This window comes from Nocardia sp. CS682 (assembly GCF_004634405.1).
GTDB classification, from domain to species: domain Bacteria; phylum Actinomycetota; class Actinomycetes; order Mycobacteriales; family Mycobacteriaceae; genus Nocardia; species Nocardia ninae.
On the sequence record NZ_CP029710.1, the window covers coordinates 6,629,291 to 6,646,416 of the forward strand.

Genomic DNA, 17,126 nt, shown 5'->3' on the forward strand with positions numbered 1-17,126 from the left:
CCACTATAAGTGGGCGGATGCCCACTCTTCAACCGTTTCGGGCTGGACGACAAGGAGAAGTACACGGTGCCAACCGGAGTGGCCATGCGCGACGTGCGCGACCAGTTGTTCGATGCCGCCGAACGCATCCTGCTGCGGGACGGGCCGAGCGCGCTGACCAGCCGGGCGGTCACCACCGAGGCAAGCTGCGCCAAAGGGGTGCTGCACCGGCATTTCACCGACTTCGACGCCTTCCTGGCCGAGCTCGTGCTCGACCGCATAGCGCGGATCGACCAGCAGGCGGCCGCGTTGCGCGAAGCCGCGGGAACCGGCACCGTCGTCGGCAATCTCGGCGGCGCGCTGACCCAGCTGTTCGGGACGGTTGCCGTGTCGATCGTCAGCCTCGTCACCTTCCGGGACGAGTTGCGCACCAGGCTGCGTCAGTCCAGGCCGACAGGTGTTCCGCTGCTGGCGGAAGCGACCGCGATGATCGCCGACTACCTCGACGCCGAGCGCGAACAGGGCCGTGTCGTAGCCGGGGCCGACGTGGAAGTCTTGGCGCCCACGCTGATCGGGGCCGGGCATCTCCTGTTCGCCGACCGGAAAGGTGCGCCGCCGACGGCCGAAGCCGTCAGCAAGGTCGTGACCACGGTCGTCGCCGGGGCGCTGGCACCTTAGGCGGGTTCGGCTACGAGAATGTTGTCCGGTGACACCGTCGGGATCACTCGCGTCAGCTTGAAACCGAAGCGCGCCAGGAACTCCCGGTACTCGTCGGCGGTCCGCTCGCGCCCGCCGGTATTCACCAGCATCTCGAGATCGATGAACTTGCCGGGATGCGGACGAGTGTGCTCGGGGACGACGAGTTCGATGATCAGCAGGCGGGCATCGGGTTTCATCGCCGCGCGGATCGTCGTGAGGATCCGTCCCGCGTCGTCCTCGGCCCAGTCGTGCAGGATGTGCTTCAGCAGGTAGGCGTCGCCGCCCTGGGGTACGGCGTCGAAGAAGGAACCGGCCTCGATCGCGCAGCGGTCGGTCAGCCCGAGCTCGGCCAGCCTGCTCGGCGCCGACTCGAGCACCTCCGGCAGGTCGAACAGGATGCCCGTGGATCGTGGTGCGCGGCGCAGGATTTCGGTGAGCAGCGCGCCCTCGCCGCCGCCGACATCGACCAGGGTGTCGAATGCGCCGAAGTCGTAGGCCGCGAGCAACGGGGTGAGCGCCAGGCTGCCGATGCTGGTCATCGCGTTGTCGAACAGTGTGCCGAGCTCACGATCGACCCGCGCGTGCTCGAAGAACGACATGCCGTGCAGCGCTTCGCCGACCGGCTTGCCGGTGCGGACCGCGTCGACCAGATGCGACCAATTGTCCCGGTGGATAGGCGAACCGAAGAACAGGGCGGCGTCGCGCAGCGTGACATCGGTGTCTCGTTGGAGCGCTTTGGCCATCGACGTGAGGGCGTACCTACCGTCCCGGCGCCGGGTGAAAATACCGTGGCTGATGAGCAGTCGCAGCAATCTGTGCAGTGCGTCCTCATCGGCGCCGATGGCCTCGGCCAGCTCAGCGCCGCTGCGTGGTCCGTCCGCCAGTGCGTCGGCGACGCCGAGTTCGGCGGCGGCATGGATCGCCTGCGTCAACCATCCGGCGGCCAGCAGTTCCATCACCGCGAGTTGCCCCGGCACCAGCTTGCGGTAGGCGACGGACAGGCCGTTGCGCACCAGTTCGACAGCCCGAACCAGCGCTGGCGGTGGCATTCTCGGGTGATCGGGTGCCATAGGAGTCTCCATCCGCTCGACGGCCGGCACTATGCCACCAAGCAGCGTACGGGCCTGCCGCTCGTCACGGGCCGAACCGGCGGCCGCCCATCGACGCGGTCGACGTGGTCAGAATCGCCAGCGGGTCGCGCCGCCCGGCTCCACCGTGGCCAGCGCCATCGCGGTCTCGACGGTGATGCGGTAGACGTGCCAGGGCGGCGGACCCGCGGATGGCGCGCTGTACTCGGCGGTGAGCGCCAGCCCGGTGTCGTCGACCGTCGCAGGCCAGCCGTCCGCGGCATAACGCGCGGCGACGTCGGCCACCGCCGCCGGGTCGGTGACCTGGGCTGCCGTGCCGTTGACGGTGAGGTCGAAGTCGTGGGCGGCGATGCTGATCGCACAGTGCGGATCGCGAGCGAGGTTGCGGGCCTTGCGTGTTCGCCTGCCGGTGGTGAACCAGCCCCATACGGGTGCCTCTGGGGGCTGGATCGCGGTCTGGCCGCGTTGTCGTCGGTTCAGCGCCGGGCGTGCAGGACCACCGGCAACCGCGATGGGGCGGCGACGAAATCGCGGTTCGACGGCTTCACCCGGTAGCCGGGGTCGGCGACCGGCTGCCAGCGGGCGAAGAGGGCGGCGGTGGCGAGGGTGATGGTCATCAGGGCGAAGTTGTTGCCGGGGCAGTGCCTGCTGCCGACGCCGAACGGCAGGATCGCCTTCTTGTCGATCTCCTCGACGCGGCCGGGGAACCAGCGGTCCGGGTCGAAGGTCTCTGGGCTGGGGTAGTAGTGCGGATTGTGGTGAATCATGTACGGGCTGAACACCACCATCGCGCCGTCGGGCAGCGTGGTGCCACCCAGCGTGACCGGTCCGTCCGCGGTGTGCGTGCTGACCCACGGACCCCAGAACCGCAGGGTCTCCAGGATGACCAGCCGCAGATACGGCAGTTCCGCGACATGGCCGGGGGTGATCGGGGCCTCGCCCACGAAATCGTCGAGCTCGCGACGTATTTCGGCGGCGATATCCGGATTGCGCATGATCTCGTGCCACACCCAGCCCAGGATGGACGCGGTCGAGCCGACGCCCGCGGCCAGCATGAGCAGCAGCTCGTCGATGATCTCCTCGTCCGACAGGCGGGTGCCGGTCTCGGGGTCGCTGTGGCGGACCAGCGCGGACAGTACGTCGTGGAAATCACGGTCGGCGCGGCGGTATTCGGCGACCACGGCGCCGATCTCGGCGCGCAACCGACGGGACTTGGCGGTGAACCGGCGATTGGCGACGAGGCGCAGGCGGCGCACCGGCGGCGGCAACGCGGCGCGCTGGATCACCTGACCGAGCAGCCACGGGATGTTCTGCTGGACTTCATGTTTCGCGTCCGCGCCGAACTCGGCGGTGAACAGCGTCGAGGAGATCGTGTCGAGGACGAGACGGTGCGCCTCGTTTACCAGGTTCAACGGCCGATCGGGCGCCAGCGACGCCGACCACGCATTCGCGAGATCGGCGGCCACCACCGCGTATTCGGTCAACCGGCGCTGCCGCAGCGCGGGCGCGATCATCCGGCGGCGCAGTTCGTGCGGTTTGCCGCTCAGCACGTTGGACGCACCGCGAATCACCTCCTGGATCGCGTCGCGCAGCTCCTCGCGATGGAATTCGCCCGCCTCGCCGAAACCCACCTCACGGATGAGATCCGGGGTGGTGAGCACGTAGGCCGGTCGCGGGCCGAGATAGATCCGGACGATCGGGCCGATCTCGGCCAGCGACGTCACGAACTTCAGTCCGTCGCGCAACGCCACCACACTGTGACCGAGCAGGGGTAGCCGCCCCGGCGCGGTGGGTACTTTCGGAACAGGCTGCGGCATAGCTTGTTTCGCACCTCCGACCAGATCGGTGTATATCCCGGCAATCGCCTCGGTGAGGCGTGATTGCCGCGCAGAGTCGGCATGATCGGCGAGGATCTTGCGCATCGGCGCCAATTGTTCCGGGTCGTCGGCGAGTTCGCGCAGTGCGTCGGCGATCGCCGACACCGACGGATTGCGGGTACAGACACCGCCGCCTTCGGGCACCGTCTCGGCCAGATCCGGATCGCAGTAGACCACCGGCAGCCGCATGGCCACCGCCTCCAGCAACGCCATACCCTGCGTGTCGAAACCCGAAGAGGGGAAGAGCAATACGTCGTGCAGCGCCATCGCGGCCAGGCACTCCGCCTGACTGACCGCACCGTGCAGCCGCACCCGACCACTCAGCCCGCCGGCGTCGATCGCCGCTCGCGCACGTTCCCACAGCTCGCCGGTGCCGTAGATGTCGAACACGCAGTTCTCGACGAGCCGCACCGCATCGATTGCCTCGAGCAGTCGCTTCTCCCCGGAAAGCCTGGCGCACCACAGGATTCGCAGTGGGCCGCTTGCCGGGCCGGACTCTGGCACCGAAGTCTGTGCGGCGTCGAGCAGCTCGTCATCGATCCCATTGGAGATCACTCGAATGGGCCGAGCCAGCCCATGCGCCAGAATGCGCTCGGCAAAATGCTCGGTCGGCACGATCACCCGATCGGCGGCCTGGGCCTGAGCGACCATCGTGCGCCAGGCATGCCGTGCCGCCCGCGATTCGTCGTTGCGCGGCATTCGCCCCCGATGGGAGACGAAGCGGCCGTGCAACGCCCGCATGGTGAGCGCGGACAGGTACGGGACCGGCGAGGTGTTGGCGATGAAGACGTCGTCGCGGCTGTGCACGGTGTGCACCACGGGCAGGCCGTGGCGCCGGGCCGCGCGCAGCCCGGCGATGGCGACGCCGTAGGTGGTCTGGGTGTGCACGACGTCGATGGGGCCGCGCTCGGCGAACGCCGCGTCGATGGTCCGATTGTTCGCCGGCGTCGGCAGCACCATGGCGAAACCGTTCACCACGACGCCCCCGAGTGCGGAAAGGACCACCAGGTCCGGGTCCGGTTCGGTAGATTCCGGCGTGGGCGCGGTGAATACGGTGACGCGGTGGCCGAGCCGCTCGAGCCCGCGACGCTGGGCATGTACCGAGGTCTGGATCCCGCCGAGAGTCGCGGGATGGAAGTCCGTGAACAGCGCGACGTGCATGGGACCACGGTACGGACATGTGCGCCGCGCGGGATGCTGGAAAAACGACGAGTCGCGACAAGTGCGGGGTATGGCCCGCCGGGTACAGGAGCTGGCATGAGAGTGGCGATTCCGTTGACGGGCACCCGCGGTGACGTGCAACCCGCGGTGGCGCTCGGGCTGGAGCTGCGCAGACGCGGCCACGACGTTCTGGTCGGCGCGCCGCCGAACCTCGTCGACTTCGCCACCCGCACCGGCCTGACCGCGGTCAGCTGCGGGCCGGACGTGCAGCAGCTCTACTCATCCGACGAGGGCCAGAAGGCGCTGGCGGCGGGCAGCAGCTTCCGGCTGATGCAGCTGGTCGGCAAGCAGATGGCCGACTACGCCGAGCAGATGAACCGCGAGGTGATCGACGTGTGCGCGGGCGCGGACGTCATCGTGGCGACCATGCTCACCGAGGATCGGGCCGCGTCGGTCGCCGAGGCGATGCGGGTGCCGATGGTCTCGCTGCACGGCTTTCCGTGCCGGAAGAACTCCGCGTATCCGTTCCCCGGCTCGCTGCCGCCTGCCTGGCACCCGCCCGCCGTGGTGAACCGCGCCACCTGGCTGCTCGCGGAGAACCTGCGCCGCGTCGTCTTCATGCGCTACCTCAATCAGCTGCGCAAGGAACTCGGCCTGCCGCGCACCACCGCCGCACCTGCCGACATGCTCGCGCGTGCGGGCGTGCCCGAGGTGCAGATCTACGACCGTGCCCTGGTGCCCGGCTTGGCCGAGGAGTGGGGCGAGCGCAGGCCGCTCGTCGGCTTCCTGCCGCTGGAGCGGACCGCCAGGGAGGCGCTCGGCGAGCTGGCCGCCGATCACGGGGAGGTGATCGCCTGGATCGCGGAGGGCGACCCGCCGGTGTACTTCGGTTTCGGCAGCATGCCCATCCGGGACACGCATGCCGTGCTCGCCATCGTCGAGGAGGTGTGCGAACGGCTGGGTATCCGCGGGTTGGTGAGCGCAGGCTGGAGCGATCTGGCCGCCGCCGAGGCCGAAACCGGGAAGCAGGTCAAGGTGGTCGGCCCGGTCGCGCACGACATCGTCTTCCCGGTGTGTGCCGCCGCCGTGCACCACGGCGGCATCGGTACCACGTTCGAAAGCCTGCGCGCCGGTCTGCCGACGCTGGTCTGTTCGGTGTCGTTCGACCAGCCGATGTGGGGTGCACAGGTCGAACGGCTCGGTGTCGGTGCGCATCTGAGCTTCCGCAAGCTCGACCGGGAGCGACTGGAGGCAGGGGTGCGGACACTGCTGGACCAGGGGACCGCGCAACGCGCGAAAACCCTTGCCGGAGAGCTGCAATCGCACGCCGATGCCACGCCGCGCACCGCCGACATCGTCGAGGCCACGGCCGGGTGAGCAGGCAGTCCGCCGGTGGGACGGTATGAGCGGCGTTTACGGCGATTGCGCTGTCATGTTCCGGCGGGCGGTGCGGCATACGCTACGTAGCCGAGACACGCTGCTGATCTCGCTGTTGCTGCCGGTGCTGATCATGCTGCTGTTCGTGTACGTGTTCGGTGGCGCGATACAGGTGGACGGCCCCTACATCGACTATGTGATCCCCGGAATCATCCTGCTGTGCACCGGCTTCGGCGCCTCGATCACCGCCACCGCGGTGGCGACCGATCTGCGCACCGGTGCGGTGGACCGATTCCGGACCTTGCCGATCTTTCGGCAAGCACTGCTGGCCGGGCATGTGGGGGAGGGGGTCGTGCGCAACATGCTCGCTGTCGCCGTGGTGCTGGTGGTCGGGGTGATCCTGGGCTTCCGTTCTAACGCAGGGTTTCTCGGTTGGCTCGGCGCGCTCGCGGTGATCGTGCTCTTCGTGCACGCGATCACCTGGATCGCGGTCGCGCTGGGCTTGCTCGCGCAAAACCCGGAGGCCGCAGGCGGATTCACCTACGCCATCATGTTCATCCCCTACATCAGCAGCGCCTTCGTGCCGACCGCCACCATGCCGTCCTGGTTGCGCGGCTTCGCCGAGCATCAGCCCGCGACGCCGGTGATCGACACGCTCCGCGGCCTGCTCATCGGCGCGGAATGGCACAGCAGTGCGGTGCTCGCGGTGCTCTGGTCCGTCGGACTGGCGGTGGTCGGCTACGCCTGTGCCGCAGTACTTTTCGCCCGTCGGTCGCGAGTGTGAATCCGTTTTGGTGATATGTCCGTACCATTTATATGGTACGTTGATATCACCAACACGGGAGGGGAGATCATGCCGAAGATCGGGCGATTCACCAGCGACGAGGCGCAGGCCACCTACCTGCGAAGCTACGACGCGATGTCGGCACAGTGGCCGGTGCCGTCGACAGAGCTCGACATCGAAACATCTTTCGGGACAACGCGAGTGCGTCGGTCGGGGTCCGGAGATGGTGCCCCGCTGCTGCTACTGCCGGGCATGTCGGGCAACGGCTTGGTGTGGGGCCCGTTCATCGAGGACCTGGCCCGCGACCGCATCGTGTACACCACCGATGTCATGGGATGGGCGGGACGCTGTGTGCAGACCGCGCCGATGCGCGACGAGACCGATATCGCCCGCTGGGCCGGCGAGGTGATCGCCGGACTCGGTGCGGATCGCGTCCACCTCGCGGGCTACTCGCTCGGCGCATGGCTGGCCGTCGTTATCGCCGCTGAGCATTCCGATCGGCTGGCCAGTCTGAGCCTGCTGGAGCCGACCCCGGCCATCTTCGGCAGGCCGCCATGGCGGGTGCTGCGGAAGTTCATCGCCGCGGGCATCCGCCCTACCCGGGAGAAGATGCAGAAGCTCAACGATTGGCTCCAGCCGCGTATCCGGTTCACCGAGCAGGAATGGGAAATGATTCTGGCGGGGGTGAAGTTCCGGATGGCGTTGCCGTGGCCGCGCCCGCTCAGCGACGAACGGCTGGCCGCGATCACCGCACCGGTGCTCGCCTTGTACGGCGCCGAGTCGGTCATTCATGATCCCGAGGTGGCGGCGGGTCACGTCCGGCGGCATTTTCCCGCGGCCGATATCGAGACCTACCCCGGCGTCGGGCACGACATGCTGTGGGCGATTCCGGATCAGGTGATTTCGCGCTTGCTGGACTTCGCGGGAAAGCACGACTCGGTCCAGGTCTGAGCCGTCAGGCAGAGGTGTCCGGGCGCGAATCCGTCTTGGCGCGTTCGCGTTCGGCGGCGGTGGCGAGGTAGTCGCCGAGTTCCCGGCGCAGGGTGACGTCGAGCGAGCGGGCCAGGGTGGAGTGCACCGAGGTGACGGCCAGCTCGCGCATCTTGCTCAACATCGTTGTGGTGTCGGCGATTTCGCTGCTGGTCTCGGGTAGCCAGCCTGCCCCGTGCTCATCGATGATGTGCTGCTTGGCGGCGGTGATCATGATGTGGGTGATGTCGTCGATCCGGGCGGCGACCTCGGCGTAGATCTCGATGAGGGTGCGCAGTTCCAGGCCGTACTCGTGCAGCTCGGCGAACGAGGTGAGCAGCTGGGTCTCGGTGAACACCACGGTGTCACCTTCCAACCGGACCAGGTTCATCTCGCGCAGCCGGTCGACGAGTTCGTCGGCCTCCGCGCCGAGGATGGTGCCGATCAGCTCGCGCGGCACCTCGAAGGCTTCGTCCTTCGACCACGACGCGGTGACCGCGTGCTGCAAGCCGAGCACCTCGGTGAGGTCCTTGCCGGTCTCCCAGCTGGTGATGAAGTCACCGATGTGCGCGGTGGTGAAGCCGCGTTGCAGCAGCGCGTCGATCAGCCGCAGTCGCTCGAGGTGCGAATTGTCGTAGATACTGGCCCGGCCGTCCTTGCCGACGGGCGGGGGCAGCAGTCCGCGCTCCTGGTAGGCGCGCACATTGCGGGTGGTGGTGCCCGCGGCGCGCGCGAGGTCATCGATGCGGTACTCCATCGATTCCACCTCCTCGCCCACCTGCGCGCCGGAATGCCGGCGACCGAACAGCCCGGTCATTGATCGACCGAGTCTATCGCCAAGGCCGCCGGCACCGGTCATCTAGGAAACCGCCGCGATCCGGGGCTTGCGGGCGTTGCGGTCCGCGGCGACGACCGTGTAGTCGGCGAGGTCGACGGTCCGCAGCTGATTGACGTACTGGGTGGCGAAGCCCGGGTACATGGTCGCGTTGAAACCGTCCTCGGTGAGGTACCAGCTGCGGCAGCCCGAGTTCCAGGTGGTGCCGGTCAGCCTGCGCTGCATGCCCGCGTTGTAGCGGTCCTGCCGGTCCTTGCGGACGTCGAGCACGCGCAGATCCTGCTCCAGGATGGTGCCGATGGCACTGACCAGGTAGTCGATCTGGGCCTCCATGTACACCAGCGCCGAGTTGTGGCCGGGCCCCGAGTTCGGTCCGAAGGTGAAGAACAGGTTCGGATACCCGGATACGGCGACACTCTTGTAGGCATACGCGCCGCGCGACCATTCGTCGGCGAGCACCCGGCCGTCCCGGCCGACGACCGGGATCGGGGTGCCGGTCTTGGATACGTCGAAGCCGGTGGCGAAGACGATGCAGTCGGCCTGGTGCTCGATGCCTTCCGCAGTGCGGATGCCGTTTTCGGACAGCCGCGCGATGGGCCAGGTGATCAGCTTGCAGTTGTCCCGTTGCAGCGCGGGGTAGTAGTCGTCGGTCATCAGCAGGCGCTTGCAACCCGCCCGGAAATCCGGGGTGAGCTGGCGGCGCAGCCAGGGATCCTTGACCTGCCTGCGTAATTGGGCCCGCCCGACCAGTTCGACGACCCTGGTCAGCGGCGTGTTCCAGACGACGCCGAGCGCGACCGACTCGTGGCCGTAGAACCAGGCTTGCCGGGCGAGTTGCTCCGCGGCGGGCACTCGGCGGTAGAGCTCCTTGGTCACCGCGTTGGTGCGCCGGTTGACCCGGGGCAGCACCCAGCCCGGCGTGCGCTGAAAGACCTTGACCGAGGCGGCCTTATCGACCAGCTCCGGAATGATCTGCACCGCGCTGGCGCCGGTGCCGACCACCGCGACCTTCTTGCCGGTGAAGTCGTAGTCGTGATCCCAACGGGCACTGTGGATCTTGTGCCCGGCGTAGTCCTCGATGCCGCGAATGTTCGGAAAGCTCACATTGGCAAGCGGTCCCGAGGCGAGCACCACGGCGCGGGCCCGCACGGCCTCGCTGCGGCCTTCGATGGTGATCTCCCACAGTCCGGCGGGCTCGTCGAAGGCGATGCCGGACACGTTGTGGCCGAACCGGAAATGCGGTCCGAGGCCGAACTCGGCCGCCATCGTCTCGATATAGCCGAGGATTTCGTTGCTACCCGAGTAGGTGTGCGACCAGTCCGGGTTCGGCGCGAAGCTGTAGGAGTACAGCCGCGACGGAATGTCGCAGGCCGCACCGGGATAGGTGTTGTCGCGCCAGGTGCCGCCGATCGCGTCGCCGCGCTCGAAGATGGCGAAACTGTCGATCCCCTTCTGTTTCAGGCGGATCGCGCTGCCGATACCGGCGAACCCGCCGCCGATGATGGCGACGTCCAAAGTCTTGTTGCTCATCTGCCTCACGCCGCCGGCTCGTAGGTGACTTCCTTGACCCAGGTCGGGTCCCTGCGCAGCAGCGCCTTCGGCACCCTGGCGGTGATCTTCACCAGTGCGTCGGCGAACAGGTGGTACGGGTGGCCGCGGTCGATCACCCAGCCGCCCTGGAGCTTCACCAGCTGATACATCGGCAGCCTGCGCGCGAATTCGCTGCGCTCACCGACATTGGCGTAGCGCTTGAGCGCCGAGTACAGCTTCTCCTCGTCGACGCCCATCTCGACGATGTTGTCGCGCATCTTGTTCAGCAGCGGCACATAGCTCAGCACCCCGATGATCAGCGACGGCTTCAGCCAGCCGCCGACGAGGTCGGTGGCGAGTTTGCGGATATGTGCGTGTCCGAGCAGATCCATCACCGCGAAATCGACGGCCAAATGCCGGGATTCGTCGTTGTTGATCTTCTTGAAGACGTCTTGGCAGACCGGGTCGTGGATCTCGTCCATGATGAACTTGACCAGCGCGCCGTCCAGCGCGACCTCGAGCATCGGAATCACGGTGCCCAGGAACGACAGCGACATGCCGTCGGCGTACTTGTCCAGGAAGTCGATCACCAGCTTGACGTTCACATTCGGCTGCGGGATCTCGTCACCGTCGAGCATGCCCCAGCGCCGCATCAGCGCCAGTTCGGCATTCGCGTGGCGCTGCTCCTCGGCGTGGAAGTAGCGGTAGATGTCGCGCAGCGTCTCGGTGGGCGCCTTCTTCGCCATGGCGGCGAAGCCGCGCGCGCCGACGTTCTCGATCCACATCAGGTCGGCCATGAACGGCTTGAGCTTGGCGTGCAGCTCGGGCGTGATCGTCTCGGCGCCCGGTGCGTCCCAGTCGATATCGGCCAGCGCCCACTGCCGGTCTTTGATCTTGGCGAGCATGTCGTCGAAGTCCATCGTGATGGCCATGTCAGACTCCTGTCTTGTCGGTGACCGAGGTGTGGTCGGTGGCGGGGGAGTTGTCCTGGGGCAGCACCCGATCCAGGAGGCCGAGGACGTAGGTGTACTGGGCGGGGAAGTAGCGCTTGAGCCGCCAGACCACGTGAGCGTCGAGCTGGGGCAGCACGTACAGCTGCCCACGATCATGTGCGTCGAGGGTGTTGCGGGCGACGTGTTCGGGCGTGAAGCCGGTCCAGCGCATCAGGGTGTCGGCCAGCCGGGCCGACTGCTGGGTGATCCGGCCGTCCTTGGCCACATTGGTTTTCACGAAGGTGGGGCACAGCACGGTGACTGCGACGCCCGTGCCGCTCAGCTCGGCCGCCATCGTCTCCGACAGCGACATCACCCCGGCCTTGGACACGTTGTAGACCGACATCGACGGGGCGGCGGCGAACCCGGCGGCCGAGGCGACATTGATGATGCCGCCGCGCCGGGCGGCGCGCAGCTGCGGCGTGAAGACCTCACATCCGTGCACCACACCCCACAGATTGATGCCGAGTGCCCACTCCCAGTCCTCGAAGCCGACCTGGCCGACCCGCTTGCCGCCGATCCCGACGCCCGCGTTGTTGATGACCAGACTGACCGGGCGCTCGAACAGCGATTCGGCAAAGCGCGCAAGGTTTTCCACGTCTTCACGGTGTGCCACATCGCAGCGGAACGCGTGCGCGGTGCCGCGATGCTTGCGTTCGATCAGCGCGACGGTCTCGTCGGCGCGGGCCTCGTCGATGTCGGCGCAGATCACCTGCCCGCCGCGCTCGGCGATCTCCAGCGCGAAAGCCCGGCCGATGCCGCTGCCCGCCCCGGTCACCACCGCTCGCGCGCCGTAGCTGCGCCGTGGCCGATTACCCAGGGGCAGCAGCTTTTCCAGTCCGAACATCGTCAGCTCACCTTCTCGGAGACAGTGCGGGCGGCCAGTGCGGTCCGCAGGAAGTCGGCCGCACGGGCCAGGGCCTGATCGGCTTCGGGCACCAGCGTCGGCAGCGCCTGGAAGACGTGCACCTGGCCCGGCCACACCTCCAGCTCGCAGCTGCCGCCCGCGGCGCGCACCATCGCGCAGAGCGCTCGCGCGTCGGCACTGAGCATTTCGGTGCCGCCGACCTGAATCAACATGGGCGGCAGCGACATGCCCTCCGGCACGGTCAGCCGCAGGCGCGGGGTGTCGTCGGGCAGGCCCTGCGTATAGGCGCGTGGCATGCGGCTCGCCGCCTTGGCGGAGATGAGCGGATCCCGTTGGCGCCGTTCCTGTTCGGCGGCCAACTGCAGGGTGAGGTCGAACAGTGGGGAGAACATCACCACGGCCGCCGGCTGCGGAATGCGGCGGCGTTCGTTCTCGATGAGCAGGTCGAGCGCGAGATGCCCGCCCGCCGAATCACCGGCGATCACCAGGTCGTCGGCGGTGTAGCCGCGGTCGAGCAGCCAGCGGTAACCCGCCTCGACATCGTCGGCCGCGGCCGGGAAGCGGTGCTCCGGGGCGAGTCGGTAGTCGGTCAGGAAGACCGGGAGCCCGGTCTTGCGCGACAGCTGCGCGGCCAGCCCGCGGTGCGTGCGGGCGGAGCAGATGACGTAACCGCTGCCGTGGATGTAGTAGACGGCGCGCTTGCCGAAGGAGACGCCGGGCGCGCGGACCCATTCGCCGCGCACCGCCCCGGACCGCACCGGGGTGACGGCGGTGCCGCGGGGCACCGGGCCGCCGACGGCCATGAAGGTGGCGACGAGCTTGCGGGCGAACCAGACTCCGGGGGCGTTCATCGGCACCGCGTTGTTCAGCGGGCGCAACCCGAACTGGGTGGCCGCCGCGGCCAGGGTGGCCCGCGTGGAGGGTGCGGTGGGTACCCCGGGGATCGAGGTCCTCGTTGACCTTGTCATGTGTTCAGAATCATCGATGAATGTGCCAGTTGTCAATGGCACATTTGTTGCAGGCTGATCGCGACATGCTCTGACCTGCGACGACGACCGCGGCATCAGCTGGTGTGCTGGTGCCGCGGCCGTCGGGGGCGGGGCTGTTCAGTTGTCGGATACTCACTGCGCTTTGCGCAGGCCCAGGTACTGCAGGGCGGCGAAACCGCCGACGGTGCCGGCCTGCATGACCGTCCAGATCGAGCCGACCAGATTCAGGTCCAGGGCGCCTGCGATGAGGGCGGCGAGGCTGACCACGGTCCAGGCGGCGTTGCCTGCGATCACCAGGCGGGTCGCCGCGGGGCTGATCGTCTGCCGGGTGCCGACGATCGCCACCGCCACGCCGTACAGCGTCAGGAAGATCCCGATCGGAATGCCGAGCTCGGTGTTCAGGCCGAGCAGCGACTCCAGCGGTCCGGCGAGGGCGAGGTAGGCCAGGCCGTTGACGCCGGTGACCACGGCATCCAACCGGAGCGAGAGGCGAAGCAGCTGCGGGCCGGGGGCCATGACGGAGGACAGGTAGGACGGGGCGGTGGTGTTCATGACTGTGTTTCCTTCGTGAATCAGTGTGTGGTGGAGTAGTTTTCGATCAGGCGGCGGCGGGGACCTTGTCGAGGAAGCCGTACACGTTGGCGATGCGGCCGTCCGCGACCACGGCGACGTCGAAGCCGACAACCACCGCGGGGGCGTCGGCGGGGCCGAGCTCCCAGGTGAAGCGGACCTGGTCGTGGTGGGCGTCCACCGGGCCGGCCAGCCGGAAGGTCCAACCGGGGAATTGTGCTTGCGCCGCGGCGATTCCGGCGTCGATGGCGTCGTGCCCGGTCACCGCCATCAGTGGGTCGGTGTAGCCTGCGGTCTCGGTGAACACCCGGGCGACGGCGGCCCTGCGGGCGGCGGCGTCGGTGGTGTTCCAGGCTTCCAGGTACTGGGCGACGATGGTGTCCATGATGAGCTCCTTCGGGGCTGTGATCTGCGGTTTCGCTGTCGTTCTTGCTGACAGGAACTACGTTATGGCCGCAGGGGGGTGCCCCGAATCAGTCATCTATAAGTACTTTTCGCCGCCGTATACGTAGGGGCGGCGCGCGGGGATCAGTAGCCGCGGTCCGGATCGATCGGGGCCAGCAGATCTTTGCCCGCGACGAAGCGCTGCACGTTCGCGCCTACGTGGTCGGCCAAGGCGGCCAGCCGCAACTGTGGCGGGTTCGAATCATGCGGCGTAACAATGGCATTGGGCAGCACCCAGAGCGGGTGGCCGTCCGGCAACGGTTCCGGCTCTGTGACATCGAGACCCGCGCCCGCGATCGCGCCGGAGGCGAGCGCGGTGACCAAAGCGTCGGTGTCGACCAGGCTGCCGCGGGCGATGTTGATGACCCACGAGGACGGCTTCAGCCTCGCGAGCACGTCCGCGTCGATGAGATGGTGCGTCGCGGAGGTGGCGGGGGCCGCGACGACGACGTGGTCGGTGCGCGGCCACACGCGGGAGAGGTGGTCGGTGGAGATCGTCTCGATCGTGTCGGGGATGCCGGGGCCGGTGACCGGTCGGCCGGATCGGTTCACCGCGATCACCTGCGCACCGAGCGGGGTGAGCATGGGGATCAGCGCGCGGCCGATGCCGCCCGCGCCGACGATGGTGACCGTCTTGCCGCGCAGCGAACCGATGTGCGGGATGAAATCCTGCTGCCGCCAGCTGGCCGCGCGTAGCTGCTCGGGCAGGTAACGCACCCCGGCCAGCAGCAGCATCAGCGCGTGCTCGGCCACGCTCGCCGCGAAAGCACCTGCGGCGGAGGTGAATTGCACCTTCGGGTGGGCGGCGATGATGCCTGCGTTGAACCATTCTTCGACGCCGGCCGCGGGGAGTTGCACCCACTCGACGGTGCTCGGCAACTCGTCCGGGAACTGCCCGGGCGTGCCCGCCCAGATCAGCGCCTGCGCCTCGCTGAGGTCGGTTATCGTCGCGCCGCCGTCCACCACCGCCTTCGCCAGCAATGCGGGCGGCGGGTCGGCCGGTCCGATCGCTATCGCTACTGCCGGTCGGTTCATGGAGGACCTCCTTCGGAGCAGTACAGCGGGTTCGCACGGCAGCTATGGCAGCGCCTCCGCGACGTTATCACCGTCGCTGAGCCCCCTCGCCGCGCCGCAGCGCAAGGGCCCGGGAGGGTTTCTCCGCCCCACTCGCCGCGCCCCCTGTTGCCTTCTGCCGACGAATTCGCTGTCATCCGTAGGCAGCCGGGAGTGTGCGCGGACGGTCAGATCGGCTGTGGCTAGTTCGCGTCGAGGTCGGTTTCCGCGTCCAGATCGGCGTCCACCTTGTCGCGATCGGCCCATTCCAGCAGCTGGTCGATCTCGAAGACGGCGTCGTCGATGCCCGCGTGCAGATCGCCGAGTTCGGCGAAGCGGGCGGGGACGGTTTTCATGGTGAAGTCGCGCGGGTCGATGTCGGAGATCTCGTCCCAGCGGATCGGGGTGGAAACGGTGCCCGTCGGCACGCCGCGCACCGAGTAGGCGGCGGCGATGGTGTGGTCGCGGGCGTTCTGGTTGTAGTCGACGAACAGCAGCTCGGGATCGCGGTCCTTGCGCCACCAGGTGGTGGTCACGTCGTCGGGTGCGCGGCGCTCCACCTCACGGGCGAAGGCCAGCGCGGCGCGCCGCACCTCCTTGAAACCCCAGTTCGGTGCGATCCGGACATAGATGTGTAAACCGTTGCCGCCGGAGGTCTTCGGCCAGCCGACCGCGCCGAGCTCGTCGAGCACCTCCTGCGCGACACCGGCCACCCGCTGCACCCGCGACCACGGGCAGTCCGGCATCGGATCCAGATCGATGCGCCACTCGTCGGGGCACTCGGTGTCGGCGGCGCGGGAGTTCCACGGATGGAACTCGACGGTCGACATCTGCACGGCCCAGACGACGTCGGCCAGCTCGTGCACGCACAGCTCGTCGGCGTGCCTGCCGTAGCGGGGGAAGAAGACGCGCACTGTGGGAATCCAGTCCGGCGCGCCCGCGGGCAGCCGCTTCTGGTGCACCTTGTCCCCGGCCAAGCCCTTCGGGAAGCGGTGCAGCATGCACGGCCGGTCGCGCAGCGCGCGGACGATGCCGTCGCCGACGCTCAGGTAGTACTGCACCAGGTCGAGCTTGGTCGCGCCGGTCTCCGGAAAGTACACCCGGTCCGGGTTGGAAATGCGGATCGTGCGGTCGCCGACATCGAGTTCGATGGCCGGCGACGCAGACTTGCTGGCCACGCGTCCGACGATAGCCGAAGCGGCACCGGCCACGGGGACGGAAAACGGGCCGCACACTGTGCAGCATCGTGGTATGCATGAGGGTATGAGCGAGCGTGGCATGAAGATCATGCGGCGGCGAGCGCTGACGAGGCGGCGGCATGACTAAAGCGACGCGGGTAACCGTGACCCTGGATCCCCAGGTGGCCGAATGGGCGAAGCAGGCCGCCGACCAGCAGAATCGCAGCCTCTCCGCCGTGATCAACGCCTCGCTGCGCACTGCGCTGGTGCACGACAGCCTGGCCAAGCTGGCCGTCGACGAGGCCGCCGAACAAGCCGCCGCGTTCGACGATCTGACCATCGCCGAGGCGGCCGAAACCGACGCCCGCCGCAACCGCGGCGCGGCATGAGGCGCGGCGAAGTCTGGCGTTACTCCCCGGCACTGCGCGACGGCACCCCGCTGCCCCGACGCATGTCGGTGGTGCTGGTCTCCGACTCGGCCGTGATCACCTCGCCGTACCGCTGGCTGCACGTCGTCCCGCTGCGCGAGGCCGACCCCGGCCACGTCCTGGCCACCCACACCGAACACGGCTGGGCCGACACCCTCGAACTGCACCGCGCCTACCGCCCGTGGCTCACCGAACAACTCGGCGAACTCACCGTCTCCGAATCCGAATCCCTCGACGCCCGCCTGCGCGCCACCCTCAGCCTCTGATCTGCGGCTTCGCTGCGCGTGAACAACGACGGCGACCGC

18 protein-coding genes are annotated in these 17,126 nt (G+C 68.2%); 6 read left to right on the forward strand and 12 right to left on the reverse strand.

Going from position 1 to position 17,126, the window contains the following annotated elements:
• Positions 1 to 66 precede the first annotated feature (66 nt).
• On the forward strand, positions 67 to 657 hold the full coding sequence (locus DMB37_RS29770) for a TetR/AcrR family transcriptional regulator (RefSeq protein ID WP_135235511.1): 591 nt from the start codon (positions 67 to 69) through the stop codon (positions 655 to 657).
• On the opposite strand, the gene DMB37_RS29775 is transcribed toward DMB37_RS29770, so the two are convergent.
• From DMB37_RS29775 to DMB37_RS29785, 3 genes are all read right to left on the reverse strand, one after another.
• Entirely contained in the window at positions 654 to 1,748 is a 1,095-nt protein-coding gene (locus tag DMB37_RS29775; RefSeq protein ID WP_135235512.1) for a methyltransferase, read from the reverse strand. The two genes, DMB37_RS29770 and DMB37_RS29775, sit on opposite strands and share 4 nt — an antisense overlap.
• 108 nt (positions 1,749 to 1,856) lie before the next feature.
• A complete protein-coding gene (locus DMB37_RS41740) occupies positions 1,857 to 2,345 on the reverse strand; it encodes a pyridoxamine 5'-phosphate oxidase family protein (RefSeq protein ID WP_135237899.1) in 489 nt (162 codons plus the stop codon).
• A complete protein-coding gene (locus DMB37_RS29785) occupies positions 2,243 to 4,804 on the reverse strand; it encodes a cytochrome P450 (protein WP_135235513.1) in 2,562 nt (853 codons plus the stop codon). Before DMB37_RS29785 ends, DMB37_RS41740 begins: the two co-directional genes overlap by 103 nt.
• Positions 4,805 to 4,900: 96 nt before the next feature.
• Here DMB37_RS29785 and DMB37_RS29790 point away from each other — a divergent pair, with 96 nt between their 5' ends.
• The 3 genes from DMB37_RS29790 to DMB37_RS29800 all read left to right on the forward strand — a co-directional run bounded on the left by DMB37_RS29790 (position 4,901) and on the right by DMB37_RS29800 (position 7,916).
• Positions 4,901 to 6,181 (forward strand): glycosyltransferase, encoded by a 1,281-nt coding sequence (locus tag DMB37_RS29790; RefSeq protein ID WP_135235514.1) that lies wholly within the window; start codon positions 4,901 to 4,903, stop codon positions 6,179 to 6,181.
• Positions 6,182 to 6,206: 25 nt separating this feature from the next.
• On the forward strand, positions 6,207 to 6,965 hold the full coding sequence (locus DMB37_RS29795; RefSeq protein ID WP_240771710.1) for an ABC transporter permease: 759 nt from the start codon (positions 6,207 to 6,209) through the stop codon (positions 6,963 to 6,965).
• A 69-nt stretch (positions 6,966 to 7,034) separates the two neighbouring features.
• The gene (locus DMB37_RS29800) at positions 7,035 to 7,916 is read left to right on the forward strand and encodes an alpha/beta fold hydrolase (protein ID WP_167768976.1); all 882 of its coding nucleotides are present in this window, start codon (positions 7,035 to 7,037) and stop codon (positions 7,914 to 7,916) included.
• A 4-nt stretch (positions 7,917 to 7,920) separates the two neighbouring features.
• On the opposite strand, the gene DMB37_RS29805 is transcribed toward DMB37_RS29800, so the two are convergent.
• From DMB37_RS29805 to ligD, 9 genes are all read right to left on the reverse strand, one after another.
• On the reverse strand, positions 7,921 to 8,751 hold the full coding sequence (locus DMB37_RS29805; protein ID WP_240771711.1) for a MerR family transcriptional regulator: 831 nt from the start codon (positions 8,749 to 8,751) through the stop codon (positions 7,921 to 7,923).
• A gap of 42 nt (positions 8,752 to 8,793) precedes the next feature.
• On the reverse strand, positions 8,794 to 10,299 hold the full coding sequence (locus DMB37_RS29810; protein ID WP_135235516.1) for an NAD(P)/FAD-dependent oxidoreductase: 1,506 nt from the start codon (positions 10,297 to 10,299) through the stop codon (positions 8,794 to 8,796).
• A 5-nt stretch (positions 10,300 to 10,304) separates the two neighbouring features.
• Positions 10,305 to 11,225 carry a ferritin-like domain-containing protein gene (locus DMB37_RS29815; protein ID WP_135237902.1) on the reverse strand — a complete coding sequence of 307 codons (921 nt, stop codon included), beginning with the start codon at positions 11,223 to 11,225 and terminating at the stop codon, positions 10,305 to 10,307.
• Between the two features lie 7 nt (positions 11,226 to 11,232).
• Positions 11,233 to 12,138 (reverse strand): SDR family NAD(P)-dependent oxidoreductase, encoded by a 906-nt coding sequence (locus DMB37_RS29820; RefSeq protein ID WP_135235517.1) that lies wholly within the window; start codon positions 12,136 to 12,138, stop codon positions 11,233 to 11,235.
• 2 nt (positions 12,139 to 12,140) lie between these two features.
• The gene (locus DMB37_RS29825) at positions 12,141 to 13,127 is read right to left on the reverse strand and encodes an alpha/beta hydrolase (protein ID WP_135235518.1); all 987 of its coding nucleotides are present in this window, start codon (positions 13,125 to 13,127) and stop codon (positions 12,141 to 12,143) included.
• Between the two features lie 153 nt (positions 13,128 to 13,280).
• A complete protein-coding gene (locus DMB37_RS29830; protein WP_135235519.1) occupies positions 13,281 to 13,700 on the reverse strand; it encodes a hypothetical protein in 420 nt (139 codons plus the stop codon).
• A 46-nt stretch (positions 13,701 to 13,746) separates the two neighbouring features.
• Complete coding sequence (locus DMB37_RS29835; RefSeq protein WP_135235520.1) at positions 13,747 to 14,103, reverse strand: nuclear transport factor 2 family protein; 357 nt, start codon at positions 14,101 to 14,103, stop codon at positions 13,747 to 13,749.
• Positions 14,104 to 14,246: 143 nt separating this feature from the next.
• A complete protein-coding gene (locus tag DMB37_RS29840) occupies positions 14,247 to 15,197 on the reverse strand; it encodes a D-isomer specific 2-hydroxyacid dehydrogenase family protein (protein WP_135235521.1) in 951 nt (316 codons plus the stop codon).
• Positions 15,198 to 15,418: 221 nt separating this feature from the next.
• Positions 15,419 to 16,393, reverse strand: coding sequence for a non-homologous end-joining DNA ligase (gene ligD / locus DMB37_RS29845; RefSeq protein ID WP_135235522.1), 975 nt, complete (start codon positions 16,391 to 16,393; stop codon positions 15,419 to 15,421).
• A gap of 140 nt (positions 16,394 to 16,533) precedes the next feature.
• Between ligD and DMB37_RS29850 the strand changes: the two genes are divergently transcribed.
• Both DMB37_RS29850 and DMB37_RS29855 read left to right on the forward strand, forming a co-directional pair.
• Positions 16,534 to 16,782: a DUF6364 family protein gene (locus DMB37_RS29850; protein WP_135235523.1), complete on the forward strand. Its 249-nt coding sequence runs from the start codon at positions 16,534 to 16,536 to the stop codon at positions 16,780 to 16,782.
• Positions 16,779 to 17,087: a hypothetical protein gene (locus tag DMB37_RS29855; RefSeq protein WP_240771712.1), complete on the forward strand. Its 309-nt coding sequence runs from the start codon at positions 16,779 to 16,781 to the stop codon at positions 17,085 to 17,087. Before DMB37_RS29850 ends, DMB37_RS29855 begins: the two co-directional genes overlap by 4 nt.
• Positions 17,088 to 17,126: the final 39 nt, after the last annotated feature.

What these genes read in the sequence shown, in the direction of transcription:
- DMB37_RS29775 (WP_135235512.1), bottom strand. Translation starts at nt 1,748, where the DNA reads ATGGCACCCGATCACCCGAGAATGCCACCGCCAGCGCTGGTTCGGGCT.
- DMB37_RS29785 (WP_135235513.1), bottom strand. Translation starts at nt 4,804, where the DNA reads ATGCACGTCGCGCTGTTCACGGACTTCCATCCCGCGACTCTCGGCGGG.
- DMB37_RS29790 (WP_135235514.1), top strand. Translation starts at nt 4,901, where the DNA reads ATGAGAGTGGCGATTCCGTTGACGGGCACCCGCGGTGACGTGCAACCC.
- DMB37_RS29795 (WP_240771710.1), top strand. Translation starts at nt 6,207, where the DNA reads ATGAGCGGCGTTTACGGCGATTGCGCTGTCATGTTCCGGCGGGCGGTG.
- DMB37_RS29800 (WP_167768976.1), top strand. Translation starts at nt 7,035, where the DNA reads ATGCCGAAGATCGGGCGATTCACCAGCGACGAGGCGCAGGCCACCTAC.
- DMB37_RS29805 (WP_240771711.1), bottom strand. Translation starts at nt 8,751, where the DNA reads ATGACCGGGCTGTTCGGTCGCCGGCATTCCGGCGCGCAGGTGGGCGAG.
- DMB37_RS29810 (WP_135235516.1), bottom strand. Translation starts at nt 10,299, where the DNA reads ATGAGCAACAAGACTTTGGACGTCGCCATCATCGGCGGCGGGTTCGCC.
- DMB37_RS29820 (WP_135235517.1), bottom strand. Translation starts at nt 12,138, where the DNA reads ATGTTCGGACTGGAAAAGCTGCTGCCCCTGGGTAATCGGCCACGGCGC.
- DMB37_RS29825 (WP_135235518.1), bottom strand. Translation starts at nt 13,127, where the DNA reads ATGACAAGGTCAACGAGGACCTCGATCCCCGGGGTACCCACCGCACCC.
- DMB37_RS29830 (WP_135235519.1), bottom strand. Translation starts at nt 13,700, where the DNA reads ATGAACACCACCGCCCCGTCCTACCTGTCCTCCGTCATGGCCCCCGGC.
- DMB37_RS29835 (WP_135235520.1), bottom strand. Translation starts at nt 14,103, where the DNA reads ATGGACACCATCGTCGCCCAGTACCTGGAAGCCTGGAACACCACCGAC.
- DMB37_RS29840 (WP_135235521.1), bottom strand. Translation starts at nt 15,197, where the DNA reads ATGAACCGACCGGCAGTAGCGATAGCGATCGGACCGGCCGACCCGCCG.
- DMB37_RS29850 (WP_135235523.1), top strand. Translation starts at nt 16,534, where the DNA reads ATGACTAAAGCGACGCGGGTAACCGTGACCCTGGATCCCCAGGTGGCC.
- DMB37_RS29855 (WP_240771712.1), top strand. Translation starts at nt 16,779, where the DNA reads ATGAGGCGCGGCGAAGTCTGGCGTTACTCCCCGGCACTGCGCGACGGC.